Annotated in this window: 18 protein-coding genes; 11 read left to right on the top strand and 7 right to left on the bottom strand. The window is 70.6% G+C overall.

What is annotated here, in order from left to right:
- The first annotated feature begins 50 nt into the window (after positions 1-50).
- From LCG91_RS12045 to LCG91_RS12030, 4 genes are all read left to right on the top strand, one after another.
- Complete coding sequence (locus LCG91_RS12045; RefSeq protein ID WP_058728766.1) at positions 51-986, top strand: carbohydrate ABC transporter permease; 936 nt, start codon at positions 51-53, stop codon at positions 984-986.
- Positions 983-1,975, top strand: a complete 993-nt coding sequence (locus tag LCG91_RS12040; RefSeq protein ID WP_058749014.1) for a carbohydrate ABC transporter permease — start codon at positions 983-985, stop codon at positions 1,973-1,975. Before LCG91_RS12045 ends, LCG91_RS12040 begins: the two co-directional genes overlap by 4 nt.
- 100 nt (positions 1,976-2,075) lie before the next feature.
- Positions 2,076-3,407, top strand: a complete 1,332-nt coding sequence (locus LCG91_RS12035) for an ABC transporter substrate-binding protein (protein ID WP_058728764.1) — start codon at positions 2,076-2,078, stop codon at positions 3,405-3,407.
- Positions 3,408-3,482: 75 nt separating this feature from the next.
- Positions 3,483-5,357 (top strand): glycoside hydrolase family 35 protein, encoded by a 1,875-nt coding sequence (locus LCG91_RS12030; RefSeq protein ID WP_224441500.1) that lies wholly within the window; start codon positions 3,483-3,485, stop codon positions 5,355-5,357.
- Positions 5,358-5,490: 133 nt separating this feature from the next.
- Here LCG91_RS12030 and LCG91_RS12025 read toward each other — a convergent pair whose 3' ends face one another.
- On the bottom strand, positions 5,491-5,793 hold the full coding sequence (locus LCG91_RS12025) for a biopolymer transporter Tol (RefSeq protein ID WP_224441499.1): 303 nt from the start codon (positions 5,791-5,793) through the stop codon (positions 5,491-5,493).
- A 41-nt stretch (positions 5,794-5,834) separates the two neighbouring features.
- Here LCG91_RS12025 and LCG91_RS12020 point away from each other — a divergent pair, with 41 nt between their 5' ends.
- Together LCG91_RS12020 and LCG91_RS12015 are read left to right on the top strand one after the other, a co-directional pair.
- Positions 5,835-6,863, top strand: coding sequence for a phosphatase domain-containing protein (locus LCG91_RS12020; RefSeq protein ID WP_058728761.1), 1,029 nt, complete (start codon positions 5,835-5,837; stop codon positions 6,861-6,863).
- Between the two features lie 29 nt (positions 6,864-6,892).
- Entirely contained in the window at positions 6,893-7,966 is a 1,074-nt protein-coding gene (locus tag LCG91_RS12015; protein WP_224441498.1) for a spore photoproduct lyase family protein, read from the top strand.
- A 96-nt stretch (positions 7,967-8,062) separates the two neighbouring features.
- On the opposite strand, the gene LCG91_RS12010 is transcribed toward LCG91_RS12015, so the two are convergent.
- The 3 genes from LCG91_RS12010 to LCG91_RS12000 all read right to left on the bottom strand — a co-directional run bounded on the left by LCG91_RS12010 (position 8,063) and on the right by LCG91_RS12000 (position 9,899).
- Complete coding sequence (locus LCG91_RS12010) at positions 8,063-8,239, bottom strand: CsbD family protein (protein ID WP_152999032.1); 177 nt, start codon at positions 8,237-8,239, stop codon at positions 8,063-8,065.
- Between the two features lie 130 nt (positions 8,240-8,369).
- On the bottom strand, positions 8,370-9,464 hold the full coding sequence (locus tag LCG91_RS12005) for an SDR family oxidoreductase (protein WP_224441497.1): 1,095 nt from the start codon (positions 9,462-9,464) through the stop codon (positions 8,370-8,372).
- A 36-nt stretch (positions 9,465-9,500) separates the two neighbouring features.
- Positions 9,501-9,899: a DUF3253 domain-containing protein gene (locus LCG91_RS12000; RefSeq protein ID WP_058728758.1), complete on the bottom strand. Its 399-nt coding sequence runs from the start codon at positions 9,897-9,899 to the stop codon at positions 9,501-9,503.
- Between the two features lie 127 nt (positions 9,900-10,026).
- Between LCG91_RS12000 and LCG91_RS11995 the strand changes: the two genes are divergently transcribed.
- Positions 10,027-11,307, top strand: coding sequence for an alpha-amylase family glycosyl hydrolase (locus tag LCG91_RS11995; protein WP_224443146.1), 1,281 nt, complete (start codon positions 10,027-10,029; stop codon positions 11,305-11,307).
- Positions 11,308-11,399: 92 nt separating this feature from the next.
- On the opposite strand, the gene mmsB is transcribed toward LCG91_RS11995, so the two are convergent.
- The 3 genes from mmsB to chvE all read right to left on the bottom strand — a co-directional run bounded on the left by mmsB (position 11,400) and on the right by chvE (position 15,401).
- Complete coding sequence (gene mmsB, locus LCG91_RS11990; protein ID WP_058730080.1) at positions 11,400-12,581, bottom strand: multiple monosaccharide ABC transporter permease; 1,182 nt, start codon at positions 12,579-12,581, stop codon at positions 11,400-11,402.
- The gene (gene mmsA, locus LCG91_RS11985) at positions 12,568-14,118 is read right to left on the bottom strand and encodes a multiple monosaccharide ABC transporter ATP-binding protein (protein WP_224441496.1); all 1,551 of its coding nucleotides are present in this window, start codon (positions 14,116-14,118) and stop codon (positions 12,568-12,570) included. Before mmsA ends, mmsB begins: the two co-directional genes overlap by 14 nt.
- 149 nt (positions 14,119-14,267) lie before the next feature.
- Positions 14,268-15,401, bottom strand: a complete 1,134-nt coding sequence (gene chvE / locus LCG91_RS11980) for a multiple monosaccharide ABC transporter substrate-binding protein (protein ID WP_058730078.1) — start codon at positions 15,399-15,401, stop codon at positions 14,268-14,270.
- Between the two features lie 181 nt (positions 15,402-15,582).
- On the opposite strand from chvE, the gene LCG91_RS11975 reads away from it, so the two are divergent.
- From LCG91_RS11975 to araA, 4 genes are all read left to right on the top strand, one after another.
- The gene (locus LCG91_RS11975) at positions 15,583-16,632 is read left to right on the top strand and encodes a substrate-binding domain-containing protein (protein WP_224441495.1); all 1,050 of its coding nucleotides are present in this window, start codon (positions 15,583-15,585) and stop codon (positions 16,630-16,632) included.
- 562 nt (positions 16,633-17,194) lie between these two features.
- Positions 17,195-19,027 (top strand): xylulokinase, encoded by a 1,833-nt coding sequence (locus LCG91_RS11970; protein WP_224441494.1) that lies wholly within the window; start codon positions 17,195-17,197, stop codon positions 19,025-19,027.
- Positions 19,024-19,734, top strand: a complete 711-nt coding sequence (locus LCG91_RS11965) for an L-ribulose-5-phosphate 4-epimerase (RefSeq protein ID WP_224441493.1) — start codon at positions 19,024-19,026, stop codon at positions 19,732-19,734. The genes LCG91_RS11970 and LCG91_RS11965 overlap by 4 nt, the downstream gene beginning before the upstream one ends.
- On the top strand, positions 19,731-21,254 hold the full coding sequence (araA, locus tag LCG91_RS11960) for an L-arabinose isomerase (RefSeq protein WP_224441492.1): 1,524 nt from the start codon (positions 19,731-19,733) through the stop codon (positions 21,252-21,254). The genes LCG91_RS11965 and araA overlap by 4 nt, the downstream gene beginning before the upstream one ends.
- The last annotated feature ends 1 nt before the right edge of the window (position 21,255 follow it).

Raw genomic sequence — 21,255 nt, 5'->3', positions numbered from 1 at the left:
ACCGACAGGCGCACGGTCCGGAACCCGAACGCAGCAGACAAGGGAGTCACATGAGCACGCTCGCAGCGCGCCCGGCCGAGGCGGCACCGCCGACGCGGCCGTCCGCTCGCCGCCCGAAGGTCCGGGGGCGGTACACCGGCTGGCTGTTCGTCGGCCCCTTCGTCGTCGTCCTCGTGGCGATGCTCATCGTGCCGATCGGGTACGCGCTCTGGCTCAGCCTGTTCCGCGACCAGCTCATCGGCGGCAACCAGTTCGTCTGGTTCGCCAACTACGTGCAGCTGTTCCAGGACGCGCAGTTCTGGTCGGGCCTCGGCCGCGTCGCGCTGTTCCTCGTCGTGCAGGTCCCGATCATGCTCGGCCTCGCCCTCGTCGCAGCCCTCGCACTCGACAGCGCTCGGCTCTGGGGTACCGGGTTCTTCCGCATCGCGGTGTTCCTGCCCTACGCGGTGCCGGGCGTCGTCGCGGCCCTCATCTGGGGCTTCATCTACGGCAACCAGTTCGGCCTCACCGGCGCCGCGAACAGCGCGCTCGGCATCGACCTGCTCCAGCCGTTCAGCCCGACCTGGGTCCTCACGTCCATCGGCAACGTGGTCACGTGGGAGTTCCTCGGCTACAACATGCTGATCTTCTACGCGGCGCTCCGCGTCGTCCCCGGTGAGCTCTACGAGGCCGCCGAGCTCGACGGTGCCGGCCCGCTGCGCACCGTCTTCTCGATCAAGCTGCCCGCCCTGCGCGGCCCGATGGTCATCGCCACGATCTTCTCGATCATCGGCAGCTTCCAGCTCTTCAACGAGCCGAACCTGCTGAAGACCCTCGCCCCGAACGTCATCGGCAGCGCCTTCACCCCGAACATGTACGCCTACTCGCTGTCCTTCAGCGGCCAGCAGTTCAACTACTCCGCCACCGTCGCCATCGTCATGGGCGTCATCACCGCCGTGATCGCCTACGTCGTCCAGGTCCGCGGAACCCGCCAGGAGAACCGATGAGCACCCTGCAGCACCCCGCGACCGGCCCCGCCGGCGGGACCGGACCGGCCACGGTCACCGAGGCGACCACCACCCAGCGCGACCCGCGCGACCGCGCGACCCGTGCCTCCCGGCCGCGCCGTGCCGGCAAGCCCGTCGACGGACGCAAGGTCAAGCGCTCCGGACTCCTGACCGCCGTGATGGTCGTCTTCGTCGTCTACTCGTTCGCCCCGCTGTTCTACCTGCTGGTGAACAGCACGAAGACCCAGGCGTCGCTGCTGTCGACGTTCGGCCTGTGGTTCGGAGGCGACTTCAACCTGTGGCAGAACATCGTCGACACGCTCACCTACAACGACGGCATCTTCATGCAGTGGCTCGGCAACACGCTGCTGTACGTGGTCGTCGGTGCCGGTGGCGCGACCCTGCTCGCCACGGTCGCCGGCTACGGCATGGCGAAGTTCCAGTTCCCCGGCCGCCGCGCGGTATTCGCGGTCGTCCTCGGTGCGATCGCCGTCCCCGGCACCGCCCTCGCCGTCCCGACCTTCCTGCTCTTCTCGCAGTTCGGCCTGACGAACACCCCGTGGGCGATCATCCTGCCGTCGCTCATCAGCCCGTTCGGCATGTACCTCATCTGGACCTACGCGATCGACGCGATCCCGACCGAGCTCATCGAGGCCGCCCGCATGGACGGCGCCGGCGAGTTCCGGATCTTCTTCACCATCGCGCTGAAGCTCCTCACCCCCGGCGTCGTCACCGTCCTGCTGTTCGCGGTCGTCGCCACCTGGAACAACTACTTCCTGCCGCTCATCATGCTCAGCGACCCGAAGTGGTACCCCCTCACGGTCGGCCTCAACCAGTGGAACGCGCAGGCCACCGGCTCCGGCGCACAGCCGATCTACAACCTCGTCGTCACCGGATCGCTCCTCACGATCATCCCGATCGTGGTCGCGTTCCTCTTCCTCCAGCGCTTCTGGCAGTCCGGCCTCGCGGCCGGGTCCGTCAAGGCCTGACCCACCGGACAGGAGGCACGCGGCAGCCCGCCACGCGCCTCTCGACCGGCACACAGCAGCACCACCCAGCCCCAGATCACGAAGAAGTGGAAGGCAACCCATGAACAAGCGTCTCCGGCGCGGGCTCAGCGCCCTCGCCATCGGCGTCACCGCCGCCATCGCGATGACCGCCTGCGCCTCCGGCAGCTCCGCCGGCGGCTCGGCCGACGACATCGACAAGGCCCTGAAGGACGGCGGCACGCTGACCTACTGGTCCTGGACCCCCTCGGCCAAGGACCAGGTCGCCGCCTTCGAGAAGCAGTACCCGAAGGTGAAGGTGAAGCTCGTCAACGCCGGCACCGGCGCCGACCAGTACACCAAGCTGCAGAACACGATCAAGGCCGGCTCGGGTGCGCCCGACGTCGCCCAGGTCGAGTACTACGCGCTGCCGCAGTTCGCGCTGTCCGACTCGCTCGTCGACCTGTCGTCGTACGGGTTCGGCGACCTCGAGAGCAAGTTCTCGAAGGGCACCTGGAGCAACGTCGCGATGGACGGCAAGGTCTACGGCCTGCCGCAGGACTCGGGCCCCATGGCGCTGTTCTACAACAAGAAGGTCTTCGACGAGTACGGCATCGAGGTGCCGTCGACGTGGGACGAGTACATCGCGGCGGCCAAGAAGCTGCACGAGGCGGACCCGTCGAAGTACATCGCGGCGGACTCCGGCGACGCCGGCTTCACCACGAGCATGATCGCCCAGGCCGGTGGCACCCCGTTCACGACCGACGGCGACAAGATCACCATCGACCTGCACGACGCCGGCTCGCAGAAGTGGGCGAAGACCTGGGACCAGCTCGTCGAGCAGGGCCTGCTGTCGAAGACCACCGGGTGGACCGACGACTGGTACAAGCAGCTCGGAAACGGCGAGATCGCCACGATGGTCACCGGCGCCTGGATGCCCGGCAACCTGATGGCCAGCGTGCCGGACGCCAAGGGTGACTGGCGCGTCGCCCCGATGCCGACCTACGACGGCGGCAAGGCCCAGACGGCCAGCAACGGCGGCAGCTCCGAGGTCGTCATGAAGCAGTCGAAGAACCCGGCCCTCGCCGCCGGCTTCCTCAAGTGGCTGAACTCGTCGGAGGAGTCCACGAAGGTCTTCATGCAGTCCGGCGGCTTCCCGTCGACCACCGCCGACCTCGAGTCGACCTCGTTCCTGGACGAGAAGCCGGAGTACTTCGGCGGCCAGGACATCAACAAGGTCCTCGTCGACGCCTCGAAGACCTCGGCGAACGACTTCACCTACCTGCCGTACCAGGTGTACGCGAACAGCGTCTACGCCGACACCGTCGGCCAGGCGTACCAGAACGGCACCTCGCTCGAGAGCGGTCTCGAGGCCTGGCAGAAGGTCCTCGTGAAGTACGGCAAGGACCAGGGCTTCACGGTCGAGAGCAAGTAACACCCGCGTTCCCCACACCCCGGGGCCGTGCGGACACCACGTCCGCACGGCCCCGTCGTACGAGAGAGACACACCATGCGCTTCGCCATCGGCGACTCCGACTTCCTGCTCGACGGCGAGCCGCACCGGGTCCTGTCCGGCGCGATCCACTACTTCCGCGTGCACCCGGATCTCTGGCAGGACCGGATCCGCAAAGCGCGGCTGATGGGCCTGAACACCATCGAGACGTACGTCGCCTGGAACGCCCACGCGCCGCAGCCGGGGACCTTCAGCCTCGAGGGCGGACTCGACCTCGGCCGCTTCCTCGACCTGGTCGCCGCCGAGGGCATGCACGCCATCGTCCGACCCGGGCCCTACATCTGCGCCGAGTGGTCGAACGGAGGTCTGCCGTACTGGCTCTTCGCCGACGGCACCGTCGGGGTCCGGCGGAACGAGCCCGGGTTCCTGGCCGCCGTCCGCGACTACCTCGAGCAGCTCGCACCGGTCCTCGTGCCGCGGCAGATCGACCAGGGCGGGCCGATCGTGCTCGTGCAGGTCGAGAACGAGTACGGCGCGTACGGTTCGGACGCGTCGTACCTGCGCGCGCTCGAGCAGATGCACCGCGACGTCGGGCTGACCGTCCCGTTCACGAGCGTCGACCAGCCGATGGACACCATGCTCGAGGACGGCTCGCTGCCCTCGCTGCACAAGACCGGGTCGTTCGGGTCCCGCTCGAAGGAACGCCTGGCGCGGCTCCGCCAGGCGCAGCCGACCGGCCCGCTCATGTGCTCGGAGTTCTGGGACGGCTGGTTCGACAGCTGGGGCGAGCACCACCACACCACGCCGGCGTCGGCCTCGGCGTCGGACCTCGACGACCTGCTCGCCGCCGGCGGCTCGGTGAACGTCTACATGTTCCACGGTGGCACGAACTTCGGCTTCACGAACGGCGCGAACGACAAGGGCGTGTACCGGCCGATCGCGACGTCGTACGACTACGACGCGCCCCTCGACGAGGCCGGGCGGCCCACGGCCAAGTTCCACGCCTTCCGGTCGGTGATCGAGCGGTACGCGCCGGTGCCGCCGCTGCCGGCGTCGATGCAGCCCGGCGGGTCGGGTGTGCTGGGCGAGCCGGACGCGTCCGTCGCCTCGGGCGCGTCCGTGGCGTCGGGTGCCTCTGTCGCGTCGGGTGACGGCCTGGAGGCCCGCCCCGCGCCCGCCGCGGACGTCGCCGTCCGGCTCGACCGCGTCGCACCCCTGCGCGCCCTGCTGCCCGCCCTGACGGCGTGGTCCACGCACGACGAGCCGCCGACCTTCGACGCCCTCGGCGCAGCCAGCGGCTTCGTGCTGTACCGGACCGAGGTGGACCTGCCCGACGGCGGCGTCCTGACCGTCGGCACCGAGGTCCGCGACCGGGCGGTCGTGTCCGTGGACGGTGTCGTCGTCGGCGTCCTGGAACGCGAGCACCACGACCGTGCGATCGCGCTCCCGCCGGTCACCGGCACGCTGGAGCTCCTCGTCGAGGACCAGGGGCGCGTCGACTACGGGCCGCGCATCGGCGAGCCGAAGGGCCTGATCGGGGGAGTGGCGGTCGACGGCGTGCCGCTCGCCCGCTGGTCGGCGTCCCCGCTCGCGCTCGACCCGATCGCCCCGGCCGCGCTCGACCAGCTCGCCGCGCTGGAGACGTCCGACGGCGACGTGCTCGCAGGCCCGGTGCTCGCCGCGGGGTCGTTCGACCTGACGTCCACCGAGGACCGGTACCTGTCCCTCGACGGCTTCCGGAAGGGCGTCGCGTGGGTGAACGGCTTCTGCCTCGGACGGTACTGGTCGCGGGGACCCCAGAAGACCCTGGCCGTCCCGGGACCGGTGCTCCGTACCGGTCGGAACGAGGTCGTCGTGTTCGAGCTGCACGCGTCGGCGTCCCGTTCGGTCTGCATGCTCCTCGAGCCCGACCTGGGCCACACCGAGGCGTAGCGCGGGCGCGTGTTCGGGCGCCGGGCACTTCCGGACGTACCTGGTGAGAACGGGCGTACCTGATCGGACGGATCGACCAGGTACGCCCGTTCTCGCTTCCCACCGCGGGTGTTCTGGGAAGGATCGGGCGGACTCAGGCGTCGAGGGCGTCGAGGTCGGCCAAGGCGCGCTCGGCGTCGGCGATGCGGTCGGCCTCGGGTCGGGTCCACCACTCGGGGCCGCGCTCGCCGAGCCCGTGCTTCGCCAGGCCGTTGCGGTGCCGGGCCGCCGCGAGGGCCTCGTCGTCGCCCACAAGCTTCGCGGTCCGCACGGCGCTGCGTCCGCGGCCCAGGTGCGAGCGGAGTGCGGCGGCGAGCTCCTCGGGCAGCGCGGGGTCGGTGCGGCGCCACCGTCGGCCGTCGACGACGAAGAAGTGGTCGTCGGGCTCGGCGGTCATGCTCCCGAGTCTGCACCGTCGTCCGTGCGTAGGGTGGATCGGTGGCTCCCCTCCTCCGCGTCCCGCGCTCGGTCCGACAGGGGGCCGTCTCGATCGCGTACGGGGCGGAGACGACGCTCCGTCGGGCACTCTCCGCCGTGGCCGAGCGCGTCGGGTGGCGGCCCGCGCTCCTGCCGTACTCCGGGTACGCGAGCCCCGAGGGTGCCCGAGTCCTCGCCCGCGTGGTGCTCGCTCCGGCCGGGGTCGACCCCGCTGCCCGTCGTGGCATCGCTGCGTGGCGGCGCCTGCTGACCCTGGAGTGCCCGGACACGGAGGTCCGTGTCGAGTTCGCCGGCACGACCACGGTCGTGGCGAGTGATCCAGCAGGCCTGGTGGACGTCACCGTGCCCGTGCACGCAGCACTCGGTGACGGTCCGGTCGACGCGAGGCTGTCCGTCGGCCGACGGGTCCCGGTCCGCGTCCCGGTCCACGTCGTCACCGGTGGGCACGGCGTCGTGTGCGACATCGACGACACCGTGTGGGTGACCGGGATCGGCCACCCACTGCAGGCGGCGCGGCGGACGCTGTTCGGCACGAGCTCGACCCGCGAAGCGGTGCCCGGCATGGCTGCGCTCGTCCGCGAGGCGGCGCGGAGTCAGCGGGGCGCCGCCGTCGTGTACCTCAGCAACGGTCCCTGGAACTTCGCCGGGGTCGTGACACGCTTCCTGCGGAAGAAGGGCTTCCCGGCGGGCGCCGTCCTCATGACCGACTGGGGCGTCGAGCCGACCCGCTGGTTCCGGGACGGCCAGGAGCACAAGCGGTCCTCGCTCGTCCGCCTGCACGAGGACCTGCCCGAGGTGTCCTGGGTCCTCGTCGGCGACGACGGCGAGCACGACCCGGAGCTCTACGAGACGTTCGCCCGCGCCCACCCGGCATCGGTCGACGCGATCGCGCTCCGACAGGTCGCACCCGACGCCCCGGTGGTCGACGACGCGACCGACGTCGCCGGCGTCCCCGTCGTCCGCGGTCGCGACGGCCACGCGCTCCTGCCCCTGCTCCGTGCTGCGCTGGGCGAGCAGCGGAGCCCGTAGCGTCGGTGGTCGGCGGTAGACAGGTGTCGATGACGGAACCACGCGTGCGACCCATGCTCGACGTCAAGCGGATCTACGCCGAGGACGCCGCCCTCGGACTCCCGCGGGGACAGGAGGTGCTCGGGCGTTGGCCCGACGCCGAGATCGTGCCGGTGGCGTCGCACTGGAACATCCCCGAGGTGCACGGTGACGAGCGGAACGTGCAGCGCTGGGTCCGGATCAAGACCGAGGCGCTCGTGCTCGGCGTCAAGAAGTCGCTCGTCACCCGACCGAACGGGCGCTCCGCGGACTTCATCGCCCCCTCGACCGCGAACGGTTGCGCGATGGCGTGCGCCTACTGCTACGTGCCGCGACGCAAGGGCTACTCGAACCCGGTGACGGTCTTCGCGAACATCGAGCAGATCAGCAAGCACGTCGCGCGGAACATCGCGAAGCAGGGACCGAAGACCGAACCGAACCAGTGCGATCCGGACGCCTGGGTCTACGACATCGGCGAGAACAGCGACTGCTCGGTGGACGCGATGATCAGCGACAACGTGCGCGACCTCTGCGACCTCTTCCGGATGACGCCCACGGCCAAGGCGTCCTTCGCGACGAAGTACGTCAACCGCGACCTGCTCGACTGGGACCCGATGGGTCGCACGCGCATCCGGTTCTCGCTCATGCCCCACGAGACCGCGAAGGTCACCGACATCCGCACGAGCCCGATCGCCGAGCGCATCGCCGCCGTGAACGACTTCGTCGACGCGGGGTACGAGGTGCACCTCAACTTCTCGCCGGTCATCCTCACGCCGACGTGGGAGTCCGACTGGGCCGAGTTGCTGCGACGGGTCGACGACGTGCTGTCCCCCGCGGCCAAGGCGCAGCTCGCGGCCGAGGTGATCTTCCTGACCCACAACCAGCCGCTGCACGAGGTCAACCTCGGGTGGCACCCGAAGGCCGAGGACCTGCTCTGGCGCCCGGACCTGCAGGAGCAGAAGGTGTCGCAGAACGGCGCCGTCAACGTGCGCTACCGGTCCGGGTTGAAGGGCCAGCTGGTCGAGCGGTTCCGCGAGCTCGTCGCCGGACACCTGCCGTCCTGCCGCATCCGCTACGCCTTCTGAACCGGCCCGGCCGGGCGGAACCGGCGCACACGACCGCGCCGGACACAGCGAACGCCCGCACCGACGAGCGGTACGGGCGTCAGCGGTGGTCGACGATCACTTGCCGTCGAACGCGTCCTTGGCCTTCTCCTTGTCGAGGCGACCCTCGCCCATGACCTGGTCCTTCTGGCCCTGGTGGGTGAGCTCCGCGTCGTCGGTCTTCTTGCCGACGGCCTCCTCGACCTTGCCGACGACCTTCTGCGTGACGTCCTTGGCCTTGTCTCCGAGCGACATGGTGTCTTCCTTCCTCCGGGAACCGCCGAGGGTTCCCGGCGCCTGTGGAACCGAGACAACCACGCCGCTCCCGCGGGCTCGCGGCCCGGTCGGAGGTTCGTGTACCCCGACCGGCTCGCCCGGGGTACGACTACGGGACGAGTCGCTCGGCGCGGTAGCGGTCGAACAGGTCGGTGAACGCCCGCTCGGTCCGTCGGAACGCGGTGAACCCGGCCTCGCGGCTCTTGCCCATGTCGGTGACGACCTCCATGGCGCGGCCGAGGTCGGCATCGGTGTGCCACCACGACGCCAGTCGCGTGATGTCCGGTTCGGCCAGTCCGTACCGCTCGGCGATGCCGGCCCACGCACCCTCGTGCGGGGTCATCTGCTCCTCGAGCGGCCGCGGACGGTCCTGGTACCCGACCACCCGCGCCGGGTCGACGCCCAGGTGCGCGGCGAGCCGCGGCCACATCCACCGCCACCGGAAGACGTCGCCGTTCACGACGTTGAAGGGCTCGTCGGCACCCTCGGGACTGGTGGCCGCCCAGACCATGTGCTCGGCGAGGATGCCGGCGTCGGTCATGTCGGTCAAGCCGTTCCACTGCGCCTCGCTGCCCGGGAACACGAAGTCGAGGCCGAGCTCCTTCGCGAGGGTGGCCTGCACGGCGATGGTGAGGCCCATGTTCATGGCGTTGCCGACCGCGTGGCCGATCACCGTGTGCGAGCGGTGCACCGACCAGGTGAACCCCTGGCGCTCGGCAGCGGCGAAGAGCTCGTCCTCCTGCGCGTAGTAGAAGTTCGGGGTGTCGAGCCGCGGTTCCTCCTCGTGGAAGGGCGTGTCCGGCATCTCGCCCGCGGCGTACGCCTCGAACGGGCCGAGGTAGTGCTTGAGCCCGGTGACCAGGGCGACGTGCTCCAGCGGCGCGTGGGCCAGGGCAGCGAGCAGGTCGCGCACCATCCCACCGTTGACGCGGATGTTCTCGGCCTCGGTCTCCTGCCGCTGCCACGCGGTGAAGAACACGTGCGTCGGCCGTTCGTCCGAGAGTGCCGCGGTCAGGGAGTCCGGGTCGCGGAGGTCGGCCGCGACGGTGCGCACACCGTCGCGGGCGAGCGGACGTCGGGAGAGCGCGGTCACGTCCCACCCGAGGTCGAGCAGGTGGTCGACGAGGGCGGAGCCGGTGATGCCGCTGGCCCCCACGACGAGGGCTCCGGGGCGGGCAGGGGTCGGGTCGGTGGTGTTCGTCATCGTGGTGGTGCAACGTACACGCGCGACACGTGTTCCCTACCGGGGGCGGCGGATCCGGATCGGGCCCTTCGCGGTCGACGGGTCGACGACGCTCCCGTTCTGGGTGATCTCGACCTCACCCCGGGCGACCATGCGACGCGCTGCCCGTCGTGCGGGTTCCATCAGGGGCCGCCAGTCGTCGGGTTCGAGGGACCGCGCGACCTCGGACGGGCAGATGCTCGAGGACCGCGAGCGCGCGGCGAGCAGTTCGTCGATCCGCTGTTCGAGGGCGCGGTCGGTAGCGTCCACGCCGTGCTTGCGGCAGGCGGCCGAGCACCACTTCGCGTCAGGGGAGGCAGACGACGGCATCCGCCGACCACACGACGCGCAGGTGCGTTCCGCGTGTGCCAGCTCCGACGCCGAGGCGTCCGCGGCGGTCCTGATCGCTCGTCCCATGGGCACCATCCTCGTCCTGCGGTCCGACACCACCCACAGCCCAGGCTCGGCTGGCACGATCGGAGCGGTGAACGCCGACGACACCACCCCCGTCCGTCCCGCCGAACCCGCGTGGGTCGAGCACGCGATGTGGTGGCACGTGTACCCGTTCGGCGCGGTCGGTGCCGAGGTCCGTCCGTCGACCCCGGTCGACGACCGCCCGGTCGACCACCGCCTCCAGCGGCTCGTGCCGTGGCTCGACCACGTGGTGGACCTCGGGCTGAACGGGCTGCTGCTCGGCCCGGTCTTCGCATCCTCGACGCACGGCTACGACACGGTGGACCACTTCCGGATCGATCCGCGGCTCGGCGACGAGTCGGACCTCGCCGCGCTCGTGTCCGCGGCACACGAGCGCGGGATCCGCGTGGTGCTCGACGGCGTCTTCAACCACGTCGGACGCGAGCACCCGGCGTTCCGAGCCCTCGAGGAGCAGGGACCCGGTGCTCCGACCGCCGAGCTGTTCGCGGTGGAGCGGTCGGGGTGGCAGGCCGGCGACCCCGTGCCGGTGCGTGACTTCGAGGGGCACGACATCCTCGTCGCCCTCGACCACGACGGTCGGGCGGCGGAGGACCTGGTCGTCGAGGTGATGACGTACTGGCTCGACCGCGGGATCGACGGGTGGCGGCTCGACGCGGCCTACGCCGTGCCGCCGTCGTTCTGGGCGCGGGTGCTGCCCCGGGTGCGCGAGCGCTTCCCCGAGGCCTGGTCCAGCGGCGAGGTCATCCACGGTGACGCTGCCGCGATCGTGCAGGCGTCGACGATGGACTCGACCACGCAGTACGAGCTGTGGCAGGCGGTCTGGCACGGCATCGCCGATCGGAACTGCTTCGAGCTCGCGCACGCCGTCGAGCGCCACGACGCCCTGCTCACCACGTTCGTGCCCACGACCTTCGTCGGCAACCACGACGTCACCCGCATCGCGAGCGCGGTGGGGGAGCGCTTCGCCGGCCACGCCGCAGCGGTGCTGTTCACCGTCGCGGGGACGCCGGTCGTGTACGCGGGCGACGAGTACGGCTGGACGGCGGTCAAGGAGGAGCGCGAGGGCGGCGACGACGCCGTCCGCCCGGAGCTCCCGGCGGCCCCGCCCGCGCCGACCGGTCTGACCCACGTGCACGAGGCCCTGATCGCCCTGCGGCGGCGGAACCCCTGGCTGCACCGCGCGCACACCGACGTGGTGCACCTGACCAACACCGCGGTGGTGCTGCGGACGGCGACGGCGGACGCGGCCGTGGTGACCGCCCTGAACCTGGCGGACGACCCCGTCGAGGTGCCCGCGGCCGACGCGACGCGGGTCGAGGCGGGCGGTGGCGACCTGCGGGACGGGGCCCTGCGCCTCCCGGCCGCCGGGTGGGCAGTCCTGACCACCTGATCCCACAGCGACCGGTACGCGAAAGCGACAGACCTCCACGGAACTTCCGTGGAGGTCTGTTGCTTTCGCGGGGTACTCGCGCGCAGCGAGCCCTACTTGCGCGCGGACGCCGCCCGGCGCTTGTTGAACACGTCGAACGCGACGGCGGCGAGCAGCACCAGGCCCTTGATGAGCGACTGGTACTCGGTGCCGACACCGAGGATCGACATGCCGTTGTTCAGGATGCCGATGATGAGACCACCGACGATCGCACCCGGCACCGTGCCGATGCCGCCGGTGACCGCAGCGCCACCGATGAACACGGCCGCGATGGCGTCGAGCTCGAAGCCGTTGCCGGCACCCGGAGCGGCGAGGTTGAGCTGGCCGGTGAAGACCACGCCCGCCAGGGCCGCGATGACGCCCATGTTCACGAAGAGCAGGAACGTGACGCGCTTCGTCTTGACGCCGGACAGCTGCGCGGCGAGGGCGTTGCCGCCGATCGCGTAGACGTGGCGACCGAACACCGAGCTGCGCATGACCACCGAGTAGATCACCACGAGCAGACCGAGCACGACGAGCACGATCGGGGTGCCGTTGTAGCTGGCGAGGAGCAGCGCCACGTAGATCACGAGGGCGGCACCGAAGGCCGTCTTCACGATGAACCAGGCGAACGGCTCGCTCTCGAGCTGGTACTTGCGACGCGTGATGCGACCACGGAACGCGGTGATCACCATCACGGCGGCGGCAGCGATGCCGAGGATCATCGTGAGCGGCTCGTAGCCCGTGGTGCCGAACGACGGCAGGAAGCCGGAGCCGAGCGAGCGGAAGCCCTCCGGGAACGGCGAGATCTGCTGGTTCTGCAGCACGATCTGGGTGGCACCGCGGAACGCGAGCATGCCCGCGAGCGTCACGATGAACGCCGGGATCCCGAAGTACGCGATCCAGAAGCCCTGCCACGCGCCGACGAGGGCGCCGACGACCAGGCAGAGGACCGCCGCGACGGGCCAGGGGAGTCCCCACTGCGTGATCATCACACCGGCCATCGCACCGCTGAAGGCGACGACGGACCCGACGGACAGGTCGATGTGGCCGGCGATGATGACCATCACCATGCCGATGGCGAGGATGAGGATGTAGCTGTTCTGGACGATCAGGTTCGAGACGTTGATCGGGGCCAGGGTGATGCCGTTCGTCGCCACCTGGAAGAAGATGACGATGACGATCAGCGCGATGAACAGGCCGATCTGTCGGAGCTGCCCGGTGAGGTAGCCGACGGCGGACTTAAGCGCGTTCATTGACAGGGGTCTCCCGTTCCTGGGTCATGTACTGCATGAGGACCTCTGGGGTGGCCTCGGAGCGGGGCACGTCGGCCGTGATCGTGCCCTCGGAGAGTGTGTAGATGCGGTCGCAGATGCCGAGCAGCTCGGGCAGCTCGGACGAGATCACGATGACGCCCTTGCCCTGGTCCGCCAGGTCGTTGATGAGCGTGTAGATCTCGTACTTCGCACCGACGTCGATGCCGCGGGTCGGCTCGTCGAGGATGAGCACGTCGGGGTCGGCGTACATCCACTTCGACAGGACGACCTTCTGCTGGTTGCCGCCGGAGAGCTTGCCCGTCACGGCGTCGACGTTCGGCGCCTTGATGTTCATGCTCTTCAGGAAGCCGCCGGCGACGGTGGTCTCCTTCGACGCGTTCACGAAGCCCCAGTCGGCGAGCTTGCCGAGTGCCGAGCCGGAGATGTTCCGCTTGATGTCGTCGATCAGGTTGAGGCCGTACCGCTTGCGGTCCTCGGTGGCGTAGGCGATGCCGTTGTCGATCGCCCGCGTCACCGTGTTCGTCTTGATCGGCACACCGCGCTTGTAGACGGTGCCGGAGATGCCGGTGCCGTACGAGTGCCCGAAGACGCTCATCGCGAGCTCGGTGCGGCCGGCGCCCATCAGCCCCGCGATGCCGACGACCTCGCCCGCACGGACGTTGAGGTTCACCTGGTGGATGATCTCGCGCGAGCCGTCGAGCGGGTGGTGGACGGTCCAGTCCTCGATGCGCAGGAGCTCCTCGCCGATCTTCGGCTCGCGCTCCGGGTAGCGGCTGGACAGGTCGCGACCGACCATGCCGCGGATGATCCGGTCCTCGGAGACGTCGTCGGCGTGCATGTCGAGCGTCTCGATGGTCTTGCCGTCGCGGATGATCGTGACCTTGTCCGCGATCGCCTTGATCTCGTTCAGCTTGTGGCTGATGATGATCGCCGTCATGCCCTCGGCCTGCAGCGAGCGGATGAGGTCGAGCAGGTGCTCCGAGTCGTCGTCGTTCAGCGCGGCGGTCGGCTCGTCGAGGATGAGGAGCCGGACCTCCTTCGACAGCGCCTTCGCGATCTCGACGAGCTGCTGCTTGCCGACACCGATGTCCGTGACCTTGGTGACCGGGTTGTCCTTGAGCCCGACGCGCTTGAGCAGCGCCGCCGCCTCGAGGTTCGTCTGGTTCCAGTCGATGAGCCCGCCCTTGACGCGCTCGTTGCCGAGGAAGATGTTCTCGGCGATGGACAGGAACGGGCTGAGTGCGAGCTCCTGGTGGATGATCACCACGCCCGCCTTCTCGGAGTCGTTGATGTCACCGAACTGCACCGGCTTGCCGTCGAGCAGGATCTCGCCGTCGAAGGAGCCGTGCGGGTAGACGCCCGACAGCACCTTCATCAGGGTCGACTTGCCGGCGCCGTTCTCGCCGCAGATCGCGTGGACCTGCCCGCGCTCGACCTCGATGGAGACGCCCTGCAGCGCCTTCACACCGGGGAAGGTCTTGGTGATGTCCCGCATCTCGAGGATGGTGTCCGCCATGTGGACCGCCTTTTCGTCGTTGCGCGCCTGGGCGCGGGTGGACACGGACTGGAGGCGCGGTGCGGGGGTGCACCGCGCCTCCAGTCCTGTGAGTGGTTGCGACCGTGTCGCTCCCGCGGCTGGCGTGCGCCGGCCGCGGGTCGGGGGACCTACTTGAGGTCGGCTTCCGTGTAGTACCCGCTGTCGACGAGGACCTCCTTGTAGTTGGCCTTCGTCACCACCGTGGGCTGGAACAGGTAGGTCGGGACGACCTTGACCTTGTTGTCGTAGCTCTTGGTGTCGTTGACCTCGGGGGTCTTGCCGGAGAGCAGGTCCTCGGCCATCGTCACGGACTGCTTCGCGAGCTTGCGCGTGTCCTTGTAGATGGTGGAGTACTGCTGGCCCGCGATGATCGACTTGACCGAGGCGGCCTCGGCGTCCTGACCGGTCACGATCGGCAGCGGACGGTCACCCGAGCCGTAGCCGGCGCCCTGCAGGGCCGAGATGATGCCGATCGACATGCCGTCGTAGGGCGAGAGCACGCCGTCGAGCTTCGTGCCGCCGGAGTACGTCGACGCGACGAGGTTCTGCATGCGGGCCTTGGCGGTCGCCGGGTCCCACTGCTGCGTGGCGGCCTGCGAGAGCTGGTCCTGGCCGGAGCCGATCTTCAGCGTGCCGTCCTCGAGGTACGGCTTGAGGGTGTCCATCGCGCCGTTGAAGAAGAACCCGGCGTTGTTGTCGTCGAGCGAGCCGGCGAAGACCTCGATGTTGAACGGGCCCTTCTTGCCGGTCTTCTCGCCCTTGTCGTCGAGCACGCCGAGGCCCGTGAGCAGCGACGTGGCCTGGTCGACGCCGACCTTGTAGTTGTCGAACGACACGTAGTAGTCGACGTTCTTGTTGCCGGTGAGCAGGCGGTCGTAGGAGATCACCTTGATGCCGGCCTTCGCCGCCTGGTCGAGCTGGTCGGAGAGCGCCCCACCGTCGATCGACGCGATGATCAGGACCTTCGCGCCCTTGGTGATCATGTTGCTGACCTGCTGGGCCTGCTGCTGGACCTTGTTGTCGCCGTACTCGAGGTCGACCTTGTAGCCGGCCTTCTCGAGGTCGCTCTTGACGGCGTCGCCGTCCTTGATCCACCGCTCGGAGACCTTGGTCGGCATCGCGACGCCGACCAGGGCGCCCTTGTTGCCGTCCGCGGTGTCGCCGCCGCCGGTGGTCGCTGCACGGCCGCCGGCCGAGCAGGCTGCCAGGGAGAACGCGATGCCGAGGGCCGCGACCCCCGCGATGACCTTGCGCTTCATCATCGAAGTACCTCTGTTCCTCTCGCGTCGTCCTCGACGCGCTCGGGTGCTGGGGCTGCTGTGCCCCGTGGGATTCGCTCGTGTGAGCGCTCACATACTGCGGGTTCCGTACCGGGGTGTCAACTCGTCGTGACCGTTCCGAGATGTTGTTGCGTCGTGCGGACCGGGCGCTACGCTCGGCCACGTGACCACGACGACCGCGCTCGGGGGCCCCGGCGGCAGACGCCGCAAGGCCCCGACGATCTTCGACGTCGCCGAGCGCGCGGGCGTCTCGCACCAGACCGTCTCCCGGGTGATCAACGGCGACCCCACCGTCCGCGACGCCTACCGCTCGCAGGTCACGGACGCCGTGGCCGAGCTCGGCTACCGGCCCCGTGCCGCCGCCAGGGCCCTCGCCGGTGGGCGCAGTCGTGCGCTCGGCATCATCACCGCGGGCGACGCGCTCTACGGACCGTCGAGCACCGCGGTCGGGTTCGAGCGGGCCGCCCGGTCGGCCGGGTACCACGTGCTGCTCTCGACGCTGCCGGACGACCCCCGGCCGGTGGACCTGTCCGGCGCGCTCACCACGCTGCTCGCACAGGACGTCGCCGCGATCGTGCTGGTCGCCGCCGACAACCGCGTGCTCGACGCCCTCGCCTCGCTGACGATCCCGGTCACCGTCCCCGTGGTCGTCGCGAACGCCGTGCAGCGCGATGCTGTCCGCACCCCCGCCGCGCGCAGCGTCGCCGCCGTCGCGATCGACCAGGCCGCCGGCACCACGCTCGTCATGGAGCACCTGTTCGCTCGCGGACACCGCCGGGTGGTGCACATCGCCGGGCCCGCCGTGTCGCAGGAGTCCGAGGTGCGCCGCGAGACCTACGGGCGGATCATGCGCGAGGCGGGGCTCGAACCCGTCGTGCTCGACGGCGACTGGACCCCGGCGAGCGGGTTCGCGGCGGCGCGGACGATCGACGTGCACGCGGTCGACGCCGTCTTCGCCGGGAACGACCAGATGGCGCTCGGGGTCCTCCACGCCTTCGCGGACGAGGGGCTCCGCGTGCCCGACGACATCGCCGTGGTCGGGTTCGACGACATCCCCGAGGCGGCGCACTTCACCCCGCCGCTCACGACCGTCCGGCAGGACTTCATGGCGATGGGGCAGCGGGTGCTCGAGGCGGTCGTGGCCGTGGTCGAGGGGGAGCCCCGCGACGAGACGCTGCTGCTGCCCGAGCTCGTGGTGCGCCGCTCCGCCTGAGCGGTCGTGCCGGTCGCGGGTCCGGTCGCACGACCTGCCGCGTGCTGCCGTTCCGGTCGCACGACCTGCCGCGTGCTGCCGTTCCGGTCGCACGACATGCCGTTCGCGGGGAAGTCGAGCGGCATGTCCTGCGACGAGAAGCTGCCGGCGAGCGCGGTGGGCCACGAGTCCGAGCGGGCAGGACGTGCCGCGCGCGGTTCGCCGAGCGGGCGAGATGTGTCGAGCAGGGGCGTCGAGCGTGACAGATCGTGCCCGCTCGGCAGCGGTCGCGGGGGAGGGTGCGCTCGCTCCCTGAGCGGGCAGGACTCGCCGCGCGCGGTTCGTCGAGCGGGCGAGACCCGTCGACGGGGGCTGTCGAACGTGACGGATTCCGCCCGCTCGGGCTTGCCGACCGAGCGCGCGCTCCTCGGTCAGGACGGCGGCGCGCCCGCTCGCTCGGGCCCGCCGACCGGGCGCGCCCGCGGCGGTCCAGACCCGCGGCGCGCCGGTGCGTTGCATGCGTGAGCGCTCACGTGCCAGGATGTGAGCGCTCACGCAGGACGACGAGGTCTCGGGAGGACACATGAGCGACGACCGCCGGCAGCAGGTCGAGGGCGGCCGCACGACCCTCGGCATCGAGTTGGGGTCCACCCGGATCAAGGCCGTGCTCGTCGACGAGCAGCTCCGCCCGATCGCGAGCGGCTCCCACGAGTGGGAGAACGAGTACGTCGACGGCCGCTGGACCTACCCGCTGGTCGCCGTCGAGACCGGGGTCCGCGCCGCCTACGCCGACCTGGTCGCCGACGTCGAGCGGCAGTTCGGCGTCCGCCCGACGACCTTCCGAGCGGCCGGCGTCTCGGCGATGATGCACGGCTACCTGGCGTTCGACGAGGACGGCGAGCTCCTCGTCCCGTTCCGCACCTGGCGCAACACCTCGACCGGCCCCGCGGCCGAGCAGCTCAGCGCTGCGCTCGACTTCAACGTGCCGCAGCGCTGGTCGATCGCGCACCTGGTGCAGGCCGTGCTCGACGAGGAGCCGCACGTCGCGCAGCTCGCGGGGATCACGACCCTGGCCGGGTACGTGCACCGCATGCTCACGGGACGCGACGTCCTGGGTGTCGGAGACGCGAGCGGCATGTTCCCGATCGACTCCGGGCCGGTCGACAGCGGGCCGGGGGAGCCCGGTCGCCGCGACTACGACGCCGCGATGCTCGCCACGACGCAGGACCTGCTCGGCGAGCACGTCCTCGACCTCCGCGCCCTGCTGCCCGAGGTGCTCGTCGCGGGTGAGGACGCCGGCGCGCTCACCCCCGAGGGAGCCGCGTGGCTCGACCCGACCGGCACGCTGGAGCCCGGCGTCCCGTTCTGCCCGCCCGAGGGCGACGCCGGCACGGGCATGGTCGCCACGAACGCCGTCGCCCCGCGCACCGGCAACGTCAGCGTCGGCACGAGCATCTTCGCGATGGTCGTGCTCGAACGGGCGCTCCGCACCCCGCACGAGGAACTCGACGTCGTCACGACCCCGGCGGGTGACGCGGTCGCGATGGTGCACTGCAACAACGGCGCGAGCGAGATCGCGGCCTGGGCCCGCGTCTTCGGGCGGTTCGCCGACGCCACGAGCGACCGGACCGGCAGCGCGTCGGTCGCGGTCGACGACGTCTACGCGACCCTGCTGGCCGAGGCCGCCGATGCCGAGCCGGACGCCGGCGGACTGCTCTCCTTCAACTACCTGGCGGGCGAGCCCGTCACGCGGGTCGAGGACGGCCGGCCCCTGCTGCTCCGCACCCCCGGCGCACGCTTCACGCTCGGCAACCTGGTCCGGTCCGAGGTGCACGGAGCCTTCGCGACCCTGGCGATCGGGATGGGCGTCCTGCACGGTGAACAGGTCGCCGTCGACCGGATGACCGCGCACGGCGGACTCTTCCGCACGCCGGGTGCCCCGCAGCGCCTGCTCGCCGCAGCACTCCGCGTCCCGGTCGCGCTGGAGGAGACCGCGGGGGAGGGCGGTGCTTGGGGCATCGCGGTGCTCGCGGCCTACCTCGAGCACACCGACCGGCCCCTCGAGGACTTCCTCGCCGACACGGTGTTCGGCGGCGACGCCGTGCACGTCGCCGAGCCCGAGGAGCGCGACGTCCGGGGCTTCCAGGACTACCTGGCCCGCTACCGCGCCGCGCTCCCCGTGCAGGACGTGGCAGCCGCCGCGACCCGCACCGCAGCACCGACCGACCAGGCTGCGGCGGCGGACCAAGCCGCACCGACGGACCAGGCCGCACCCACCGACCAGGGCGAACCGACGGACCGAGCCGCACCCACAGACCAGGGCGAGCCGACGGACCAGACCGCACCCACCGACCAGGGCGAGCCGACCGACGTGGTCGAGGCGCGCCTCCAGACCGAACAGGAGCCGACCCGATGACCGACGCGCCCACCGACGAGACGAGGCAGGCGGTCGCCGCCGCGCGGGAGCGCGTCGCCGCCCTGCACGGCGAGCTCGTCCGCTACGGCCTGGTGATCTGGACCGGCGGCAACGTCTCGCAGCGCGTGCCGGGCACGGACCTGTTCGTCATCAAGCCGTCGGGCGTCGCCAGCGACGACCTGTCCCCGGAGAACCAGGTGGTCTGCACCCTCGACGGCGTCCCTGCCGACGGGTGGGGCAACGCGCACGGTCCGTCGTCCGACACCGCGGCGCACGCCTTCGTGTACCGGAACATGCCCGAGGTCGGCGGCGTCGTGCACACCCACTCGACGTACGCCACCGCGTGGGCCGCCCGTGCCGAGGAGATCCCGTGCGTCATCACGGCGATGGCGGACGAGTTCGGCGGACCGATCCCGGTCGGCCCGTTCGCGATCATCGGCGACGACTCGATCGGCCGCGGCATCGTCGACACCCTCGCCGGGCACCGGAGCCGCGCCGTGCTCATGCAGAACCACGGTGTCTTCACGATCGGCAAGGACGCGAAGGACGCCGTCAAGGCGGCGGTGATGTGCGAGGACGTCGCACGCACCGTGCACATCGCGAAGCAGGGCGGCGAGCTCGTGCCCATCGCCGCCGACGACATCGATCGACTCTTCGATCGCTACCAGAACGTCTACGGACAGAACCCCGAAGGAGCCATGCGATGACGCAGGTGAACCCCCAGGCCACCCTCGACAGCTACGAGGTCTGGTTCCTCACCGGGTCGCAGGGCCTGTACGGCGAGGAGACCCTGCGCCAGGTCGAGGAGCAGTCGCGCGCCGTGCACGCGGAGCTCGCGCCGACCGTGCCGGTGAAGCTCGTCTGGAAGCCGGTCCTCAAGGACGCCGACGGCATCCGCCGTGCCCTCATCGAGGCGAGCGCCGACGACAAGGTCATCGGCGTCACGACGTGGATGCACACGTTCAGCCCGGCGAAGATGTGGATCGGCGGCCTGCAGGCGCTCACGAAGCCGCTGCTGCACCTGCACACGCAGGCGAACGTCGCACTGCCGTGGGGCGACATCGACTTCGACTTCATGAACCTCAACCAGGCCGCGCACGGTGACCGCGAGTTCGGCTACGCCCTGGCACGTCTCGGTGTCCGGCACGCGACCGCCGTCGGGCACGTGTCCGACCCGCGCGTGCAGCAGCGCGTGTCCGACTGGGCCCGTGCCGCCGCCGGTGCCGCCGCCGTGCGCGAGCTCAAGCTCACCCGCTTCGGCGACAACATGCGCTACGTCGCCGTCACCGAGGGCGACAAGGTTGAGGCGGAGATCGAGCTCGGCGTGCAGGTGAACACCTGGGCCGTGAACGAGCTCGCGGCGGCGGTCGAGGCGGCGGAGGCGGACACCGCCGCGGTCGACGCCCTCGTCGCGTCGTACGACGAGTCCTACGACCTCGTGCCCGAGCTGCAGGACGGCGGTGCCCGTCGCCAGGCGCTCCGCGACGGGGCCGCGATCGAGCTCGGCCTGCGCGCGCTCCTCGAGCAGAACGGCTCGGCCGCGTTCACGACGAACTTCGAGGACCTCGGCACGCTCAAGCAGCTTCCCGGCCTCGCGGTGCAGCGGCTCATGGCCGACGGCTACGGCTTCGGCGCCGAGGGCGACTGGAAGACCGCCGTCCTCGTCCGCGCGATGAACGTCGCCGGCGCGGGGCTGCCCGGAGGCGCGAGCCTCATGGAGGACTACACGTACGACCTCACCCCGGGTGCGGAGAAGATCCTCGGAGCCCACATGCTCGAGGTCTCGCCGACGCTCACCACGACGACGCCGACCCTCGAGATCCACCCGCTCGGCATCGGCGGCAAGGACGACCCGGTCCGCCTGGTCTTCACCGCCGACGCGGGCGAGGCCGTCGTCGTCGCCCTGTCCGACACCCGCGACGGCTTCCGCCTCACCGCGAACGTCGTCGACGTCGTGCCCCCGACCGAGGCGCTGCCGAAGCTCCCCGTCGGCCGTGCCGTGTGGGAGCCGCGTCCGTCCTTCCCGGTCGCCGCGGAGGCCTGGCTCACCGCCGGCGCCGCCCACCACACGGTCATGACGACCGCCGTCGGCCTGCAGGTCGTCGAGGACCTCGCGACCATGGTCGGCACCGAGTTCCTCGTCATCGACGAGCACACCACGGCCCGCACCTTCAAGGACGAGCTCCGCCTGCAGCAGGCGTGGCACCGTCTCGACCGCGGGTTCTAGG

Source organism: Curtobacterium sp. TXMA1 (assembly GCF_020162095.1).
Taxonomy (GTDB): domain Bacteria; phylum Actinomycetota; class Actinomycetes; order Actinomycetales; family Microbacteriaceae; genus Curtobacterium.
Note: the sequence above shows the minus strand (reverse complement) of the source record. Positions and strands in the feature narration are given on the sequence as shown.